Source organism: Myxococcus sp. CA056, assembly GCF_013336715.1.
GTDB lineage: Bacteria > Myxococcota > Myxococcia > Myxococcales > Myxococcaceae > Myxococcus > Myxococcus llanfairpwllgwyngyllgogerychwyrndrobwllllantysiliogogogochensis.
The window spans coordinates 910,499-926,013 of sequence record NZ_JABUMT010000003.1 but is presented as its reverse complement, the minus strand read 5'-3'; the positions used below and the strand labels follow the sequence as shown (position 1 = coordinate 926,013).

Sequence of the window (15,515 nt, the reverse complement as noted above, 5' to 3'; positions counted from 1 at the left end):
CCAAGGCCCATGCGGCGCATCGCCTTCATCAACGAGAAGGGCGGCACCTGCAAGACGACGCTGGCGGTGAACACCGCCGCGTGGCTCGCGAAGGAGCGGGACTTGCGGGTGCTGCTGGTGGACCTGGATACCCAGGGGCACGCCGGCAAGGCGCTCGGCCTGGACGTGCGCACGCTTTCTCGCAACGTCTTCCACCTGTTGACCGACGACTCGGTCCGCCTCGAGGACGTGGTGCGCCCCTCGGCCGTGCCCAGGCTGGATGTGCTGCCCGCGTACAAGGAGATGGCGGACTTCCCCGTGGTGGTGGCGGCGGACGCTCGCCGGGCCCACCGGCTGGCGGACCGGTTGGAGGCGGCTCGGGAGGCGGGCTACGACGCCGTCGTCTTCGACTCGCCGCCGTCCATGGGGCTCACGACGCGCAACATCCTCGTCGCCGCCACGGAGGTGGTGGTGCCCGTGGCGCTGACGTACCTGGCGCTGGACGGCTGTGCGGAGGTGGCGGACACGGTGCGGCAGGTGGGCGAAGCCGAGGGACGTCCGGAGCTGAGCGTCACCAAGGTGGTGCCCACGCTGTACCGGAAGACGGCCCTGGCCACGGCGATTCTGGAGCGGCTCCGGGCGTACTTCCCGGACTCACTGGCCACCACGCCCCTGGGCTACGACGTCAAGGTGGACGAGGCGCAGAGCCACGGGAAGACCATCTTCGAGTACGCGCCCCGGAGCCGAGGGGCGCGGATGCTGTCGGCCATCGCCGCGGAAATCCACGGTGGGCCCGCTCCCCGGAAACGGAAGCGGGCGGCGCGAGCCGACTAGGGTTCCTGCTTCTTCTGCTGCTCGAACTGCTCGAGCTTCTTCTCCAGCTCCTCCAGACGCTGGGTGAGCGACTGCATGTCGCGGCCCAGGGCGGGGAGGTTGCCGGTCAGGTTCTCGACGACGTGCTTGACGCGCTCGTCGATCTTCCGCTGCCAGTCCTCGAAGGCGCGCTGGCTGGCCTTGAGCAGGTCGGCGGGGGACAGGCCACCGGCGGCAGCCGAGTCAGCGGCCTGCAGGGGCTCCTCGGTGGCGGCGGCGGCCTCGGGGATGCCCGCCTTGGCGGCTTCCTCGCGACGCAGGAGCTTGTCGAGACGGGATTCCGCTTCCTCTCGGATGGAGGCGACGCGGGGAGTGACCTCCTTCTGGATGAAACCAGAGATGGACTCGCCAGGGTGACGGATGATTTCCCGGAGCACCGACAGCGGCATCTGGTTCTTCTTCTTCTCCTCCTCGAAGATGATCTGCGCGAGGGTGACCGAGGTCAGGTCTTCTTTCGTGCGGTTATCGACAATCCGCACCTCGGTGCCCTCCTTGATCATCGCGGCGATCTCATCCAGCGTCACGTACCTGCTCTCCACGGTGTCGTAGAGTTTTCGGTTCGTGTACCGCTTGATGATCTTCGGCTCCTTGCTCGGAGCGCCTGCTTGCTCGGCCTCGCTCATCGGTCTCTCCGCCCCTTTTGGGCTCGACTCAAAGCCAGCTTCCATGTCTGAGTCTCGCAGGGGCGAACCTCGTACCAGAGGGGTTGGAGGCGAGCAAGCAGCGAGAACCCGACTCGCCGTACTCGCCCGGTGGCCCTATACTCGTCCCCGCCCCAGGCCTGAATGATCGTCAAGTGCGCGCGGTGCCAGACGCGGTTCAAGATCCCCGACGAGAAGGTGACCGATAAGGGGGTCAAGGTCCGCTGCACCAAATGTCAGAACACGTTCCGCGTCACCCGCGAACCTGGCGGGGAGGATGCCGGTGCGTCCTCGCCTCCCTCCTCGGCCGGGCAGGCCGACCCCTTCGCCGAGTTCGGTGTCGCTCCCGACCCCAAGGGCGTGGAAGTCACGCGCCCCGGCTTCTTCGCCCAGGGCGTCGCGGCCACGCGCGCTCTGTCGGGCTCGCCGTCCTCGTCCGAGAACCCCTCCTGGAACAGCATGGACGGGGAACTCGATACGGAGGACGGAGTCTTCCGCGAGCCCACGCGCATCGGTCCGATGCCGCGGCCTCCGCTCCAGGCTTCGGGCGCGCCGGGTGTCGCCGCGGCGCGCAACGGGGGCGCCGTGCCCCTGCCCGCACCGCCCGAAGCCATTCGTCCACCTGTCGACACTTCGACGGGGCTGTACGGCGGCGCGGTGCCCCCTCCTGTCGAGGATGGCGCGCCGATGCCGGCTGGCGCCGTGCCCTTGCCGGGCTTTGCCCCCAGTTCCCTGCGGGCCGGGCCGGGAGTTGCCTCCCCTCGGAGCGCGCCACCGGGTGGGATGGCGGCTCGCGCCATGCCGCCGCCCCCTCCGCCCGCCGCATTGCGCCAGGGTGGGGGAGCCGTTCCCCCGCCGCCGCCCGGCTCGGGGGCTCTCGCGGGCAGTGCTTCGCCCCCGGCGCCCGACGCGGACGACCCATTCGCTGACTTCCTCTCCGCCCCGATGCCTGGGGGCGCGGATCCATTCGACGCGCTGCCCGCGCCCGTGACGGGGCCCAGCATCGCCGACCGACGCCCGTCGGCTCCCGGCTCGCGAGCGGCTCCTCCCGCGCCGCCCGCCGTGGATGACGACCCGTTCGCGTCCATCGACATCGACGACTCGACGATGGTGGGCAGTCCGCCCGCCCAGGCCGCGCCCGTCGCGTCCGCTCCTCCCAGCGTGGAGGACGACCCGTTCGCGTCCATCGACATCGACGACTCGACGATGGCGGGACAGCCGTCGTTCTCGCCGGTGGCACCTGCTTCACGCGGGGCGCCGCCGAGTGCCCCGGCCGCGCGCGGTGGCGCGGGGGCTCCGTCGGGAGCACGTGCGCCCTCGGCGGGTGGCTCCGCGCCACATGCTGCTCCGGCGGGAGCTGCTGTCGCGGCGCCACGTGCGGCCTCGGTGGGAGCACCTGTCGCGGCGCCACGCTCGGCACCGGCGGGAGCACCTGTTGCCGCGTCCGCACCACCTGCCGCCCCGACGGGAGCATCTGTTGGCGCGTCCGCGCCGCGTGCGGTCTCGGCGGGAGCTCCCCTCACCGCGCCTCCAGCGCGCGCTGCCCAGCCGGGAGCCTCCTTCACCGGGCCCGACGACGCGACGCAGGCGGGACGGCCTCCGCATCAGGGGGCTGCTCCGTCGGCCCGTGCGGCGCTGTTCTCCGGGCCTGAAGACGCGACGGTGCCCGGCCGTCCTCCGCTCCAGTCGGCTCCGGGGGGCGCGGACCCGTTTGGTGCGCTCGACCTGGGCGACGCGACGATGCCCGGCCGCCCTCCGCTCCAGTCGGCTCCGGGGGGCGCGGACCCGTTTGGTGCGCTCGACCTGGGCGACGCGACGATGCCCGGCCGTCCTCCGCACCCGGCCGCCGGGGCGGGCTTCGAGTCACCCTCGGCGCCGCCCGCGGGTGCCCAGGACCTGTTCGACCTCTCCTCGGACGGCGACTTCGGTGAGCACGCGGGCCTGCAGCCCTCCGACACCGGGCGCGCCGCGCTGTTCGGCACTTCGTCCCAGGGCGCGCTCGGGCTCGATGACTCCCAGGCGCACTCGACGGGTTCGCTCCTTGACGACGTTCCTCCCCCGGAAGAGGGCCTGGACTTCGGAGGAGTCACGCTCGGCCGCATTGGCGGGGCGGGAGTGGGGCAGCGCGAGGTGCTCGAACTGGACCCGCAGATGTCCGCCGCGCCCGTGGTCTCCGTGGCCAAGCCCACGGCCCGGCCGGAAGACGTCGGCATTCCCCAGGCCCGGCCGCCGAGTCGCGCGCGCAAGGTGACGGCGCTGCTCGTCAACCTCATGGTGGCCGCGGCGCTCGTGGTGGGACTGGGCGCGGTGGGCAGCGTCTATCTGAGCGAAGGTCGACTGGACCTGTCGGTGCTGTCGCCCGAGAACCTGCGCGCCCTCGTCGTCCCCGCCCCCAAGCCGCTGGTGGCGCTCGACGTCTCCAACGGCCTGTTCGAGACGCAGGCGGGGCGCCCGCTCTTCTTCATCCGGGGTGACGCGGAGAACCGGACCGCGTCGGCGACCCACATCCGCGTGCGAGGCGCCCTCTTCGATGGCGACCAGCGCGTGCGCTCCGTCGAGGGGCTCGCGGGGCTGGTGGCGACTCCCGAGGAACTCCACGCCGTGGGCAACGCGGAGGCGGCTCAAGCGCTGCGCAAGCGCCTGGACGCGGGCGCCGTGTCCGTGGCGCCTGGGGCCCGCGTGCCCTTCCTCCTCGTGTTCCACGAGTATCCGGCGGCCCTCGGGAGCTTCCGGCTCGAAGTCACCGTGGAGGCCGTCCCGCCACCCGCCGAGGCCGCTCCCGCACCGACGGAGGCCGCGCCGCCTCAGGCACCCGCCCAGGCCGCGCCCACGGAGTAAGCGCCATGCCCTCAGTGGACGACGCACGCAACGTCGCCAGGTTCCTCCACGCGCTGGGTGGCGGGGCCGAAGTGCGCCGCAAGGCCGCCGCGAGGGAGTTGTCGCGCGGTGACCCGTTCGACGCGAATGAGCTGGTGGGTCACCTCATCTCCCTCTCGCGTCACGGCTGGGAGCCCGCCACCTGCGTGCTGTCCGACTTCCTGGCCGCGCTGGAGCAGGAGGCGGAACACATTCCCCACGTCACCGAGCTGCGCAGGCTCGCCCACGTGCAGGCGCTCGACTCGGTGGCGGACCTGTTCGCCCAGGGCCCGGCGAAGCGCGAGATGAACCCGGATGCCGCCGCGCGGGCGGACGCCAACGCCTTCTCCCAGTCGCTGGGTCACCTCAAGCAGCAGGCCCGGCTCACCAGGGACCCGGACACGCTGTCGCGCCTGGCCACCGTCAGCAACCCGTCCGTGCTGCGCAACGTCCTCATCAATCCGCGACTCACCGAGGACCTGGTGGTGCGCATCGCCGCCCGCCGTCCGGCCCGTCCCGAGCCCTTGCTGGAAATCTGGAGGTCCGCCCGCTGGTCCGTGCGCCATGCGGTGCGCCGCGCGCTCGTCTTCAACCCGTACCTGCCCCCTGAAATCGGCGCGAAAATCGTCCCCCTGCTCAACACCAGTGACTTGCGCGAGATCACGTCGAGCACCGCGCTGCACCTGTCCCTGAGGGAGCAGGCCGCGCGACTGCTGACGGAAGGGCCCGCGGCGCAGCGACCCACGAGCGAGGAGTCGCCCGAGCCCCCACGCGGAGCCCGTCACTCCCACGACTGAACGGGAGTGGAAGAGGGGACGAGCGGACTAGCGGCGGCGCGGTGAGTCGTGCTCGCTGTACTCGGCGTCGGTGGAGCCCCGGCGCGAGGACGGCAGCGACTTCGCGTCGACCAGGTCCTCGCCCTTGGACGCCTTGCGGAACGAGTAGACGAACTTGCCCACCGCGTTGCCAAGCTGACCCATCCGGGCGGCCGAGAAGACCACCAGCAGGATGAAGCCGAGGACGATGATTTCTCCGAGGCCGAGGCCCAACATGATGAGGGCACAGTGCAGCAAAGGAGCAGGGGAGGCAAGCCGCGCGTCCACCCGTGGACGCCCGTCCGCTCTTCTGCTGCGCACGGACCGGCTTCCATCGCACACTGCGGCCCATGCTCCTGCTTGCCCACCGAGGCGCCTCGGCTGACGCCCCCGAGAACACCCTGGAAGCCTTCGCCGAGGCCGCCCGGCAGGGTGCCGACGGCGTGGAGCTGGACGCCATGGTGTGCGGCTCGGGCGAGGTGGTGGTCTGCCACGATGAGCGGCTGGAGCGGCTGGCGCGGCTTCCCTGGGAGGTGCGCCACACGCCCTGGTGGAAGCTGCAACGCGCCGACGTGGGGACGTCACTGGGCTTCGCTCCGGCGCGCATCCCCCTGCTGGAGGATGTGCTGGACGCGCTACCGCCGCAGCTCATCGTCAACATCGAGCTGAAGTGCGACCGGTTCGACGACGACGGGCTCTCCCAGAAGGTGGCGGACCTGGTGCGCCGCCGGGGACTGGCTGAGCGCGTGGTCGTCTCCAGCTTCAACCCGCTGTGCCTCTTCCGCCTCCTCGCCGTCGCGCCCGAGCTGCGGCGGGGCTACCTCATCGACCCGGACCGGCGCTGGGGCGTGCACGCGTACGCGGTGAGCCCGCTCGTCTCGTCCCACTCAGTGCACCCCTACTACGAGGACTGCACTCCGGAGCGGGTCGCCACCTGGCGCGCCGCGGGGCTGCGGGTGGCCACCTGGACGGTGGACGACGCCGCGAGGGCCCGCGCGCTGGAGCAGATGGGGGTCAGCTACCTCATCACCAACCGGCCCGGCGCGCTGCGGGAGGCCCTGCGCGCCGCGGCCTGACCGCCGTGCCTAGAAGTCCAGGCCGAGCGTGGTGCTGAAGGCGAACACCGCCGGGAGACCCCGGTCCTCCAGCGCGTTCGGATTGTCCGCGCGAGGCGTCTCGACGCTGCCCGTGCGCGTGAGCGACAGCTCCGCGCCCAGCTGCAGCACGCCGCCGATGAAGCGCACGCCGCCGTAGATGCGCTGGTTCACGTTGTCGCCGAAGGAAACCTTGGCGTAGTTGTCCGTGCCCGTCAGCGCACCGCGCGAGTCGCCCACGGTGGAGTCCTCGTAGCTGCGCGAGGGGTCGAAGTCGAGGCGGCTCGTGGTGGCCCCGACGAAGCCCAGGTCCAGGCCTCCGTAGGGCGTCAGCGTCACCATGCCGCCCAGGGGGAACTGCTTGCCCACGCCGATGTCCAGGCCCATCACCGTCAGGCTCAAGTCCCGGGCGCCGAACAGCTTCGTCACATGTCCGCGCAGGCCCACGTCCGGCAGCCACGTGAAGCCCTCGTTGACGGCCCACTTCACCTCGCCGGTGGCCACCACCTGACTGCTCTTCTCCACCCAGCCCACGCGCCCGCCCAGCTCCAGCGAGAAGGGCAGGCCCTTGCGCACGTGGAAGGAGGGGATGAGCACCGTGGAGGGCTGCTCCGGGTTCTCCGTGGGGATGCGCACGCTGTCCGGCAGCGACACCACGGACAGCTCCGCGTTGACGGCCCAGGCCGAGTGCCCCGTCGTCTCCGGCGGCATCAGGTTCGCCGAGGTGATGGCGGCGCCCATGACGCGGGCGAAGGCGCGGAAGTTCGCGTTCGCGGCGGCGTTGGTGAGCGCTCCGCCCTGCATCGCCTTCGGATCTCCGAAGTCGGCGATGCGCAAATCGTTGTCGTCCGCGTATGCGGTCGCTCCCGAGACACACGCCGCCAGGGCGAGCCACCGACTGAACGTCCGCATTCGAGTCACCGCCTCCCGGGAACCCGCCGGCCGGGGGCGCCCCACAGCGGCGGACGCTAACGCCAGCCCGCGAGGAGCGTCAACAAAACGGGCGGCCCTTCCGACGAGTCTCGTGAGGAGAACCCACCGGAAGGGCCGCCCGGAAGGCGGCGCCGCGTGTCGTCAGACGCCTACTGAGGCTGCGGCTTCACCCCGCCGGGGCTCTGGCCCGTGACTTTCTGGGCGACTTCCGCCGGACGGCGGCGGATGACCAGGGTGCGGCGGCTGGCGAAGTCGGTGCTCTCCCGCGCCACCACCAGCACATTGTTGTTGCCTTCCTTCAGGGTGAACTCGGTGGAGAACTTCAGGGTGTTCGGCTCGCCACCCTTCGGGTCCACGCCCTTGAAGTAGACCTTCTGGTCGTTGACCAGCACGTAGACGTCCAACAGGCCGTTGGGGTCCGTCACCACGCCGGACAGGGTGAACTTCTCCCCGTTGGCGACCAGGCCGCCCGCGGACGGGTCCGCGTCCAGCTTGATGTCCGGCGGGCGCCGCGTCGTCGTCCACGCCAGCTTCGGCTGCACGGGCTTGCCCGTCTTCACCTCGCGGGCATCCTGGGCGCGCACGAAGGCGAAGCGGTTCTTTTCCAGCTCCACGCGGAAGAAGCCCTTGTTCGCGGCCTCCACGGGCAGCACCGCGGCCGCGTTCAGCTTCGCCACCGTGCGGCCCCCTTCCACGGGCGAGCCCAAGAACTCCGTCTTCTCCGCCACGCGCACCGAGCCCTTCTTCGCCTCGAGCGTCGCCACCGGAGCGTCCTTCACGGGCAGCTCCATCTTCTCCATGACGAACTCCTCCAGCGGCTCGTCGATGATGGCCAGCTTCAGCGGGAAGGTGTCGCCCTTGTAGCCCTTCTTCACCTCCACCTGGAACCGCGCCGTCTTCGTCTCGCCGGCCTTCAGCTCGCCCAGCTTGAAGCGGCCCTTCTCGATGAAGATGTTCGCGTCCCCGCCATTCTTGATCTGCGTGAAGGAATCCATCGCGACGCCGGGGCCGACGTTCGTCACGTCCAGCAGCACCGCCACCGACTCGCCCCGCTGCACCGTGCCGTCGCCGTTGCAGCTGGCGCAGTCATCGACGACCTGCCAGTTGAAGGCGAAGGACGGCCGCGGCAGCTCCGCGAAGTTCAGCTCCGACACGCGCGTCTCCGGCAGCGCGCCCTGGTCGTCGAAGAAGCGCACCGTCACGTCGTCGCGGCGGCTGGTCAGGTCCTTGGGCAGCCGGACCTTCACCTTCCAGGACTTCTTCTCGCCCGGGTTGAGCGCGCCGAAGAGGAACTCGCGGCGGTCCAGGAAGGCGTTGTCGCTCTCCGTCCAGGCGCGCACGCGCTTGAGCGGCTCGGTGCCCTTGTTCTCCGCCGTCACCACCATCTCCAAGAGCTCGCCCGCGTGAATCTTGGTGTCCGGCGTCGGCGTCAGCGTGCCCGTCAGCTGCACGTTCTTCGGCGTGGGACCCGCGCTCCAGTCCACACCCAGCGCGGCGATGGCGGCGTTGATGCGGGTCTCCTCTTCACGGCGCTTCTGCTCGATGAAGGCCTTGCCCTGCTGCAGCTGCTGCTGACGGGTGGCCGCCGGGGCCTTCAGCACGTAGTCCCGCGCGAACTGCACCTCGAAGTCCTCCTTGATCTCCTCCTGCGACTCCGCGTCCAGCTGGTCGTCCAGGTCCTCGCCCTGGCCCGCGACGTCGAGCAGCGGGTCGTTCTCCCCATGCGGCTTCTTGTCCCCGTCCTTGCTCGCGGCGACGGCCTTGGGGTTCTTGGGCTCCTCCTTCGCGGCGACCGCCAGCTTCTCCTGCTGCTTGGGGTCCACCTTCAGGTACTTGAGGCTCTCGCGTGGCTTCTCGCGGTCCAACACGTCCTCGCGCTTCTTGGCGACGGTGGCCGAGTCCGGGTTGCCGAAGTGCTGATCCAGGTCCGCCTCACCCATGGAGCGGCGCGACGCGAACACGTCCACGCGCTCGTCGGTGACGCGGGTGGGCACCAACTGGATGTCCGGGACGATGCCAACTTCCTGGATGGAGACGTCGCCGGGCGTCAGGTACTTGGCGATGGTCAGCTTCAGCGCGCTGTCATCCGGGAAGTCGTACAGCACCTGCACGCTGCCCTTGCCGAACGTCTGCCGGCCGATGATGACCGCGCGGTTGAGGTTCTTCAGCGCGCCCGCCACGATTTCCGACGCGGAGGCGCTGCCCGCGTTGACGAGCACCGCGATGGGATAGGTGTCCTCGCCCTCGGTGGGACGCGCGCGCTTCTCCTCGCGCAGCTTGTCCGACAGGCCCACCGTCGCGACGATGGTGCCGTTGGACAGGAACGTGTCGGACACCTGGATGGCCTGCTCCAGAAGGCCGCCCGGGTTGCCACGCATGTCCAGCACCAGGCCCTTGAAGCCGCCCTTGGCGTCCGCCTGCTTGCGCAGCTCACCCAGCGCCGACTCCAAATCCCGCGTGGTGTTGCCCTGGAAGTTCTTCAGGCGGATGTAGCCCACGTTGCCGGAGAGCATCTTGTGCTGGACGCTCTCGATGGAAATCATCGCGCGGGCCAGCGTCATCACGCGGGGCTTGTCCCAGCCGTCGCGCTCCACGGTGATGATGATGCGGCTGTCCACCGGGCCGCGCAGCTTGGACACGGCCTCGTTGAGGTCCATGTTGACGGTGGACTCCTCGCCAATCTTCTTGATGCGGTCGTCCTTCTGGATGCCGGCGCGGTGCGCGGGCGTCTTGGGCAGCACCTTGACGACGGTGAGGTTGCCCTCGCGCATCTGGATGACGAAGCCCAGGCCGCCGAACTCACCCTTGGTGGACAGCTTCATCTCCCGGTACAGCTCCGGGCGCAGCAGCACCGAGTGCGGGTCCAACGTGGACAGCATGCCGTTGACGGCCGCGTACTCGATGTCGCGCGTGTCCTCGATGGGACGCATGTTCTTCGACAGGAAGTCGAACACGTCCTTGAGGGCGAAGGACATCTTCCACAGCGAGTCGACATGCCCGATGTCGAACTCACGCGTCTTGCCGTTGACGTTGACGGCCAGCTTGCCCGTCTCCGGGTTGCCGTCCACCAGCACGTCCGGAACGCTCTTCTCCACGTACTCGAGCGAGGAGATCATCATCTCCTTCGGCTTGATGCGCTTGGGGTCGACGTAGTTTTCCTTCACGTAGAGGATGACCTTGGTCAGCACGCGAAGGCTGTTGAGGTCGTGGGGTGCCTTCTCGCCCTTGGCGGAGGGCAGGCTGCCATCCCAGGTGCCTTGTCCCTGCCCGGCCTCGGCCGCTCCCATCATCAGCGGAATCGGCGCCCGGTGACTGCCCACGAGGGCCCAGGCGCCGAGGAGCACGGCAACAGCGGCGATGCGGCGGAGAAAACGCGGCATGTGATTCATCCAAGCTGGAGCGCTTGTGGGCGCCCCGGGGTGTGGCGTGAAATGCCTAGAAAATCCGAACGTTTGAAACGGTAGCTGGGCATTGAAGCGGCCGGGCAAGCCTAATCACGGCTTTCTGGTGCTTCAAGGCATCGACTCTCCGCTGAAGAGGCAGAACGTCCCTGGCGGGCACTGCGTTCCCGCCTTGGAGGGACCGACAGCCGGTGGAGGCGTTTATTTCAGGGCAGCGCCCCCTGGCTGCTCGTGGGCGGAGGCGGCAGAAGGTTCGCTTCGCGCAGCCCTCGGTACATGAGCGTCCCGGCGACGATGGCCACGGGCAGGAAGAAGGTATTCAGGATGGGAACCCAGAGGAGCAGGTAGACGCCCGCTCCCAGGCCCAGGGTGAGGGCCCGGTGCTGGCGGAGCATGCGCCTCACCTCGGCGAAAGGGTAGAGGTGACGCGTCATGGGGGCCGCCAGGAACTCGCCCGCCATCCAGGTCATGGTCCACAAGGCGCCGAGCACCGTCCACAAGAGGCTGCCCACCCCGGGCAAGAGGTGGAGCGGCAAGAGGAGCGTCAGCCCGGCGAGCAGGAAGAACAGCCGTGCCAGGGTGTGTGCAAGCCCCGTGACGATGCCCCGCACGAAGCTGGACAGGGTGAAGGGCGGGCCGTCGCCTCCCCCACAGAGGGCCTCGGTGGCCTCGGAGAGGGGGTCCTGGAGGGGGGCCAGCAGGAGCGGGGGGACGATGTTGGCGCCCACCACCCACAGCACGAGGCAGGACAGGACGAGCACCGCGTACCAGGCCCCCCGGCCATACCAGGACTCGGGCTGGGTCCAGAGGGAGCCCAGGGCCCCCGGGGCGTAGTGCCACAGGAGCCAGGCCAGCCCCACGAGGGCGACGGCGGTGACGGCGGCGCACAGGGCGGACAGGACGAAGAGGCGCCGGGAGCGGAAGATGAGGCCGAAGGCCCGGCCGAGCAGGCCCAGCCCCTGGAAGAAGTCGGCCAGGCGGGGCTGCGGGGAGATGGAAGGGATGGGGGATGGGGGGGGCATGGCGGGGCCGGTGTGCAAATCGAAAGCGGCTCTGGAGTTACACGTTATATAGGGCGCGCTCATGTCCCTCGACCTCAAGCGCGCCAACTCCGAGCCGATCACCTCCGTCGACCTGCTGGTGTCGGGTTTTCGGTCCGCCGAGAAGCCCCAGGGCCACCTTCGTCTGGGCCTGGAACACGAGAAGCTGCTGTTCCCCGTGGGTTCAGACGCTCCTGTCCCTTACGAGGGTCCGTCCGGAGTGGGGGCCCTGCTGAACCGGCTGGCCCCCGAGGGCTATGTCCCCTTCCGGGAGACGCCCGAGTCCCCGGTCATCGCCCTCCAGCGGGAGCGCGGCGAGGCGACCATCTCCCTGGAGCCGGGTGGACAGTTCGAGCTGTCCGGCAGCCCCTTCCACACGGCGCGCGAGGCGCACGCGGAGAACCTGGCCCACCTGAAGCAGGTGAAGGCGGCGGCGGGGGAGCTGGGGCTGCGGCTGGTGACGATGGGGTACCGCCCCACGGGCACGACGGCGACGATGCCGTGGATGCCCAAGTCGCGCTACCTGGTGATGCGGCGCACCCTGCCGGAGCGGGGCCAGCTGGCGCTGAACATGATGTTGATGACGGCCACCGGACAGGTGTCGCTCGACTGGAAGGACGAGGCGGACTGTGTCCGGAAGACGGTGGTGGTGGCGCGGCTCTCCCCGGTGATGAACGCGCTGTACGCCAACAGCCCGCTGGTGGACGGCAAGCCCTCTGGCTACCTGTCCTACCGCAACCGCGTCTGGGACGAGGTGGACCCGACGCGCTGTGGCTACCTGCCCGCGTTCTTCGACGGCTCCTTCTCGTACCGGGCCTATGTCGAATGGGCGATGGACGCGCCGCTGCTCTTCCTGCGCCGCGAGGGCCAGTACCTGCACCCGAAGCTCACCTTCCGACAGTTGCTGGAGCAGGGCTTCGAGGGACAGCCCCCGGACCTGGCGGACTGGACCGACCATCTCTCCACGCTCTTCCCCGAGGTGCGCCTGAAGAAGGTCGTCGAGGTGCGCGGCGCGGACTGTGGAAACGCGGCGATGACGGGCGCGCTGGGAGCGTTGTGGCGCGGAATCCTCTACGACGCCACGGCGCTGGACGAGGCGGAGCGGTTGTTGCCGAAGCTCACGTACACCGAGCACCTGGCCTTCCACGACACCGCGCGCCGCGAGGGGCTGGCCGGGAAGCTGGGCACGCACGAGCTGTACCGGCTCGCGGAGGAGATGGTGGGCATTGCCCGGCGGGGTCTGCTGCGCCTGGACGCTGCGGACGCGCCCCTCCTGGACCCGCTGGCGGAAGTGGCCGCGTCGAAGCGCTCTCCCGCGGCGGTGCTGCTCGAGGCGTGGGCGAAGGACCCACGCCCCGAGACAGTGCTCTCGCTGGCGAGCGTGTGAAGCGAGGCCGCTAGAAGCGGCCGCCCAGCGTGAGGTTCGCGTTGAAGAGGCTGCCCTTCGCCGCGCTGTTGGTGCCTGGGCGGTCGACGACGTCCTCGCCGCCCAGCAGGCGATAGGTGGCCCGGGCCCCCGCGAACAGGACGCTGCCGAAGCGATAGTCCACGCCGGCGGCGAGCGGAATCTCGGTCATCCAGTCGTTCTGGTAGACGTCGTCCGCGCCGTCGGAGGGGTCCAGGTAGCTCAGGCCGAAGCCGGCGCCGACGAAGGGCCGCCACTTCTGGTCGATGAGCGGCCCGGCCTTGGCCAGCACGCCGAAGTTGTTGCGCCACAGGCCCGCATCCTCGTCGTCGATTCGACGCGAGTCGATGGGCAGGCGTTGCAGCTCATAGCCCACCTCGATTCCCACGTACTTCCACGCCTGGGCGTCGGCGTTGATGCCGAACGTGGCGCCCACGCCGACGTCCTCGCCCAGGTCTCCCGTGAAGCTGCCGAGACCCAGTCGCACGTCCATGCCGACCTCCGGCTCCTTCTTCATGTCCAAGGCCCCGGCCACTCGCTGGGCCTCAATCGCGAAAGCCGGGCTCGCCAGAGCCATGGCTGCCACGGCGACTCCTCCCACCATCGAACGTCGCATCGCATACCTCCCCGAAGTTTCGGTCAGCGACAAGGTGGGCATCCGTTGAGTCGGCTACAGAGAGGGCCCGCTGGGTTGGCGGTGGACCGCCGGGCCCGCGAGGAGCCGGACGGGAAGGCGCTCAGCGGCGGCCGAACAGCTTCTTCAACCCGGACAGCAGGCCGCCCGGACGCGCCTCGGGCTCGCCAATCAGCGGCGAGCGGGCAACGAGCGCCTCGCGCCCCGCGTCGTCCAGGTCCTCCAGGGAGAGGGAGACGGGCTGGCGGCGGACTCCGGGCAGCGTGGCTTCCAGCGAGAGGGCTCCGTCGGCGGAGAGCGAGAAGTGCAGCTCCACCTCGCCCGCGCGCTCCACATTGAGGGAGAGCCGACCCAGGTACTCGTTCTCCGCCGCGAGCGGCGAGGGGCCCTGGAAGAGGGCGAGCTCCAGGGGGCCCGGAGCGATGGGGATGACCAGCGTCTTGCCGGCGGGCAGTCGCGTCGTGCGCTCGAGCACTCGGCGCAGGGTGCCTCCTCGCTCGGCGACGCCGATGGGCGCGGAGAGCACCTCGGAGACGGAGGCGGCGGGCTTGCCGCCTTCAGCCAGCACGATTCCGCGGCCGAGCAGCGCGGCGCCCAGGGCCACGCCGCCTCGGGCGTCGACGTCGTCGCGCACGGGGACGCCCAGGCTTTCCTCCAGCCGGCGGCGGACCAGGGGCGTGCGTCCCTGTCCGCCCACGAGCAGCACGGCGTCGAGGCCCTGGGGCGAGAGGGCGTTCGAGTCGAGCACCTCGCGCACGACGGACGTCACTCGCTGGGCGAGGTCCGCGGTGAGGGCCTCCATGCGCTCGCGGGTCAGCGGGGGCACGGTGCCCGAGGGCAGGGTGACGTCCACCTGTTCGCGCTCGGAGAGGGCCACCTTGGCGGCCTCGGCGGCGGTGCGCAGGGGGCCCCAATCGAGCGCGTGTTCAGGGCGGGGGATGCCCTGGTCCGCGAGGTCGCTGGCGAGGGCTTCCGCGATGCGGGCGTCGAAGTCCAGGCCACCCACCGTGGGGTCGCCGCCGGTGGTGATGACCTCCAGGTCATCGCCGGTGACTTGCACCACGGCGACGCCGAGTCCTCCGCCGCCCAGGTCGATGACGAGCACGCGCTTGCGAGCCAGGCCGCGTCCGTGTCCGTGGGCCAGGGCGGCCGCGGCGGGGGCGGTGAGGATGCGCTGTGCGTCGAGCCCCGCGAGGGTGGCCGCGTCACGCAGGGCCGCGCGCTGGCGGTCCGTGAAGTGGGTGGGGGCGCAGATGACGGCGCGGGTGGCCTTGCGTCCGACGAAGGTCGTGGCGGCGTGCTTGAGCTCGCGCAGGAGCAGGGCCGTGAAGAGGGTGGGCGCGACGAGTCGGCCACCGAGCTCCACGCAAGCATCGCCGCTCGGGTCGGCGGCGACGGGGAAGGGGAGTTGTGGGGCCAGGGCGCGGAGTCGGGGGGAGCGGGCGCGCAGGCCGAGCAGGCGCATGAGGCCGGGCGCGGCACGGCGGGGAGCGCGCATGGCTTCGACTTGAGCCGCCGGGCCGACGAGCAGTTCGTCATTGCCGTCCACCGCGACGAGCGCGGGAAGTTCGTGGCCGTCCGTGCCCGGGAGCGGAACGAGTTGAGCGACGCCATCGTGGAAGACAGCGACTCGTGCGTGTGAGGTGCCCAGGTCGATGCCGAGCACCACCTCTGGAACGGCGGGGGAGGTGGAGGGCGCGGAGACGGGGACCTCCAGGAGCGCACGGCGGCGATTGCGCGCGGTATCGGCGTCCTGAGGGGCGGGTGGTTCGGTGGGCTCGGTACGTGCCTCGGTGACGGGGCGCGGCGAGGTGGCGGGGGCAGGCTCCGCGCGAGCAGGGGCG

Annotated in this window: 12 protein-coding genes; 5 read left to right on the top strand and 7 right to left on the bottom strand. The window is 70.4% G+C overall.

Annotated features, from left to right (window positions below):
* Positions 1–9: 9 nt before the first annotated feature.
* Positions 10–813, top strand: a complete 804-nt coding sequence (locus HUA76_RS18305) for a ParA family protein (protein ID WP_174461578.1) — start codon at positions 10–12, stop codon at positions 811–813.
* Here the strand turns inward: HUA76_RS18305 and HUA76_RS18300 are convergent.
* Positions 810–1,475: a polyhydroxyalkanoate synthesis regulator DNA-binding domain-containing protein gene (locus HUA76_RS18300; RefSeq protein ID WP_174452997.1), complete on the bottom strand. Its 666-nt coding sequence runs from the start codon at positions 1,473–1,475 to the stop codon at positions 810–812. The two genes, HUA76_RS18305 and HUA76_RS18300, sit on opposite strands and share 4 nt — an antisense overlap.
* Before the next feature lie 162 nt (positions 1,476–1,637).
* Between HUA76_RS18300 and HUA76_RS18295 the strand changes: the two genes are divergently transcribed.
* Together HUA76_RS18295 and HUA76_RS18290 are read left to right on the top strand one after the other, a co-directional pair.
* Positions 1,638–4,331, top strand: a complete 2,694-nt coding sequence (locus HUA76_RS18295) for a zinc-ribbon domain-containing protein (RefSeq protein ID WP_174461577.1) — start codon at positions 1,638–1,640, stop codon at positions 4,329–4,331.
* Positions 4,332–4,336: 5 nt separating this feature from the next.
* Positions 4,337–5,146 (top strand): hypothetical protein, encoded by an 810-nt coding sequence (locus HUA76_RS18290; RefSeq protein ID WP_174452999.1) that lies wholly within the window; start codon positions 4,337–4,339, stop codon positions 5,144–5,146.
* A gap of 27 nt (positions 5,147–5,173) precedes the next feature.
* Here the strand turns inward: HUA76_RS18290 and HUA76_RS18285 are convergent, their stop codons facing one another.
* Positions 5,174–5,401: a twin-arginine translocase TatA/TatE family subunit gene (locus HUA76_RS18285; protein ID WP_141644922.1), complete on the bottom strand. Its 228-nt coding sequence runs from the start codon at positions 5,399–5,401 to the stop codon at positions 5,174–5,176.
* 113 nt (positions 5,402–5,514) lie between these two features.
* On the opposite strand from HUA76_RS18285, the gene HUA76_RS18280 reads away from it, so the two are divergent.
* A complete protein-coding gene (locus HUA76_RS18280; RefSeq protein ID WP_141644915.1) occupies positions 5,515–6,240 on the top strand; it encodes a glycerophosphodiester phosphodiesterase family protein in 726 nt (241 codons plus the stop codon).
* A gap of 9 nt (positions 6,241–6,249) precedes the next feature.
* On the opposite strand, the gene HUA76_RS18275 is transcribed toward HUA76_RS18280, so the two are convergent.
* The 3 genes from HUA76_RS18275 to HUA76_RS18265 all read right to left on the bottom strand — a co-directional run bounded on the left by HUA76_RS18275 (position 6,250) and on the right by HUA76_RS18265 (position 11,614).
* The gene (locus HUA76_RS18275; protein WP_141644916.1) at positions 6,250–7,170 is read right to left on the bottom strand and encodes a hypothetical protein; all 921 of its coding nucleotides are present in this window, start codon (positions 7,168–7,170) and stop codon (positions 6,250–6,252) included.
* 170 nt (positions 7,171–7,340) lie between these two features.
* Positions 7,341–10,580: an MXAN_5808 family serine peptidase gene (locus HUA76_RS18270; RefSeq protein ID WP_174453000.1), complete on the bottom strand. Its 3,240-nt coding sequence runs from the start codon at positions 10,578–10,580 to the stop codon at positions 7,341–7,343.
* Positions 10,581–10,798: 218 nt separating this feature from the next.
* Positions 10,799–11,614, bottom strand: a complete 816-nt coding sequence (locus HUA76_RS18265; RefSeq protein ID WP_174461576.1) for an EI24 domain-containing protein — start codon at positions 11,612–11,614, stop codon at positions 10,799–10,801.
* Between the two features lie 61 nt (positions 11,615–11,675).
* On the opposite strand from HUA76_RS18265, the gene HUA76_RS18260 reads away from it, so the two are divergent.
* On the top strand, positions 11,676–13,019 hold the full coding sequence (locus HUA76_RS18260; RefSeq protein ID WP_174453002.1) for a glutamate--cysteine ligase: 1,344 nt from the start codon (positions 11,676–11,678) through the stop codon (positions 13,017–13,019).
* Positions 13,020–13,029: 10 nt separating this feature from the next.
* Here the strand turns inward: HUA76_RS18260 and HUA76_RS18255 are convergent, their stop codons facing one another.
* Both HUA76_RS18255 and HUA76_RS45395 read right to left on the bottom strand, forming a co-directional pair.
* Positions 13,030–13,614, bottom strand: coding sequence for an outer membrane beta-barrel protein (locus HUA76_RS18255; RefSeq protein WP_246137894.1), 585 nt, complete (start codon positions 13,612–13,614; stop codon positions 13,030–13,032).
* A 160-nt stretch (positions 13,615–13,774) separates the two neighbouring features.
* Positions 13,775–15,340 (bottom strand): Hsp70 family protein, encoded by a 1,566-nt coding sequence (locus HUA76_RS45395; RefSeq protein ID WP_141649392.1) that lies wholly within the window; start codon positions 15,338–15,340, stop codon positions 13,775–13,777.
* Positions 15,341–15,515: the final 175 nt, after the last annotated feature.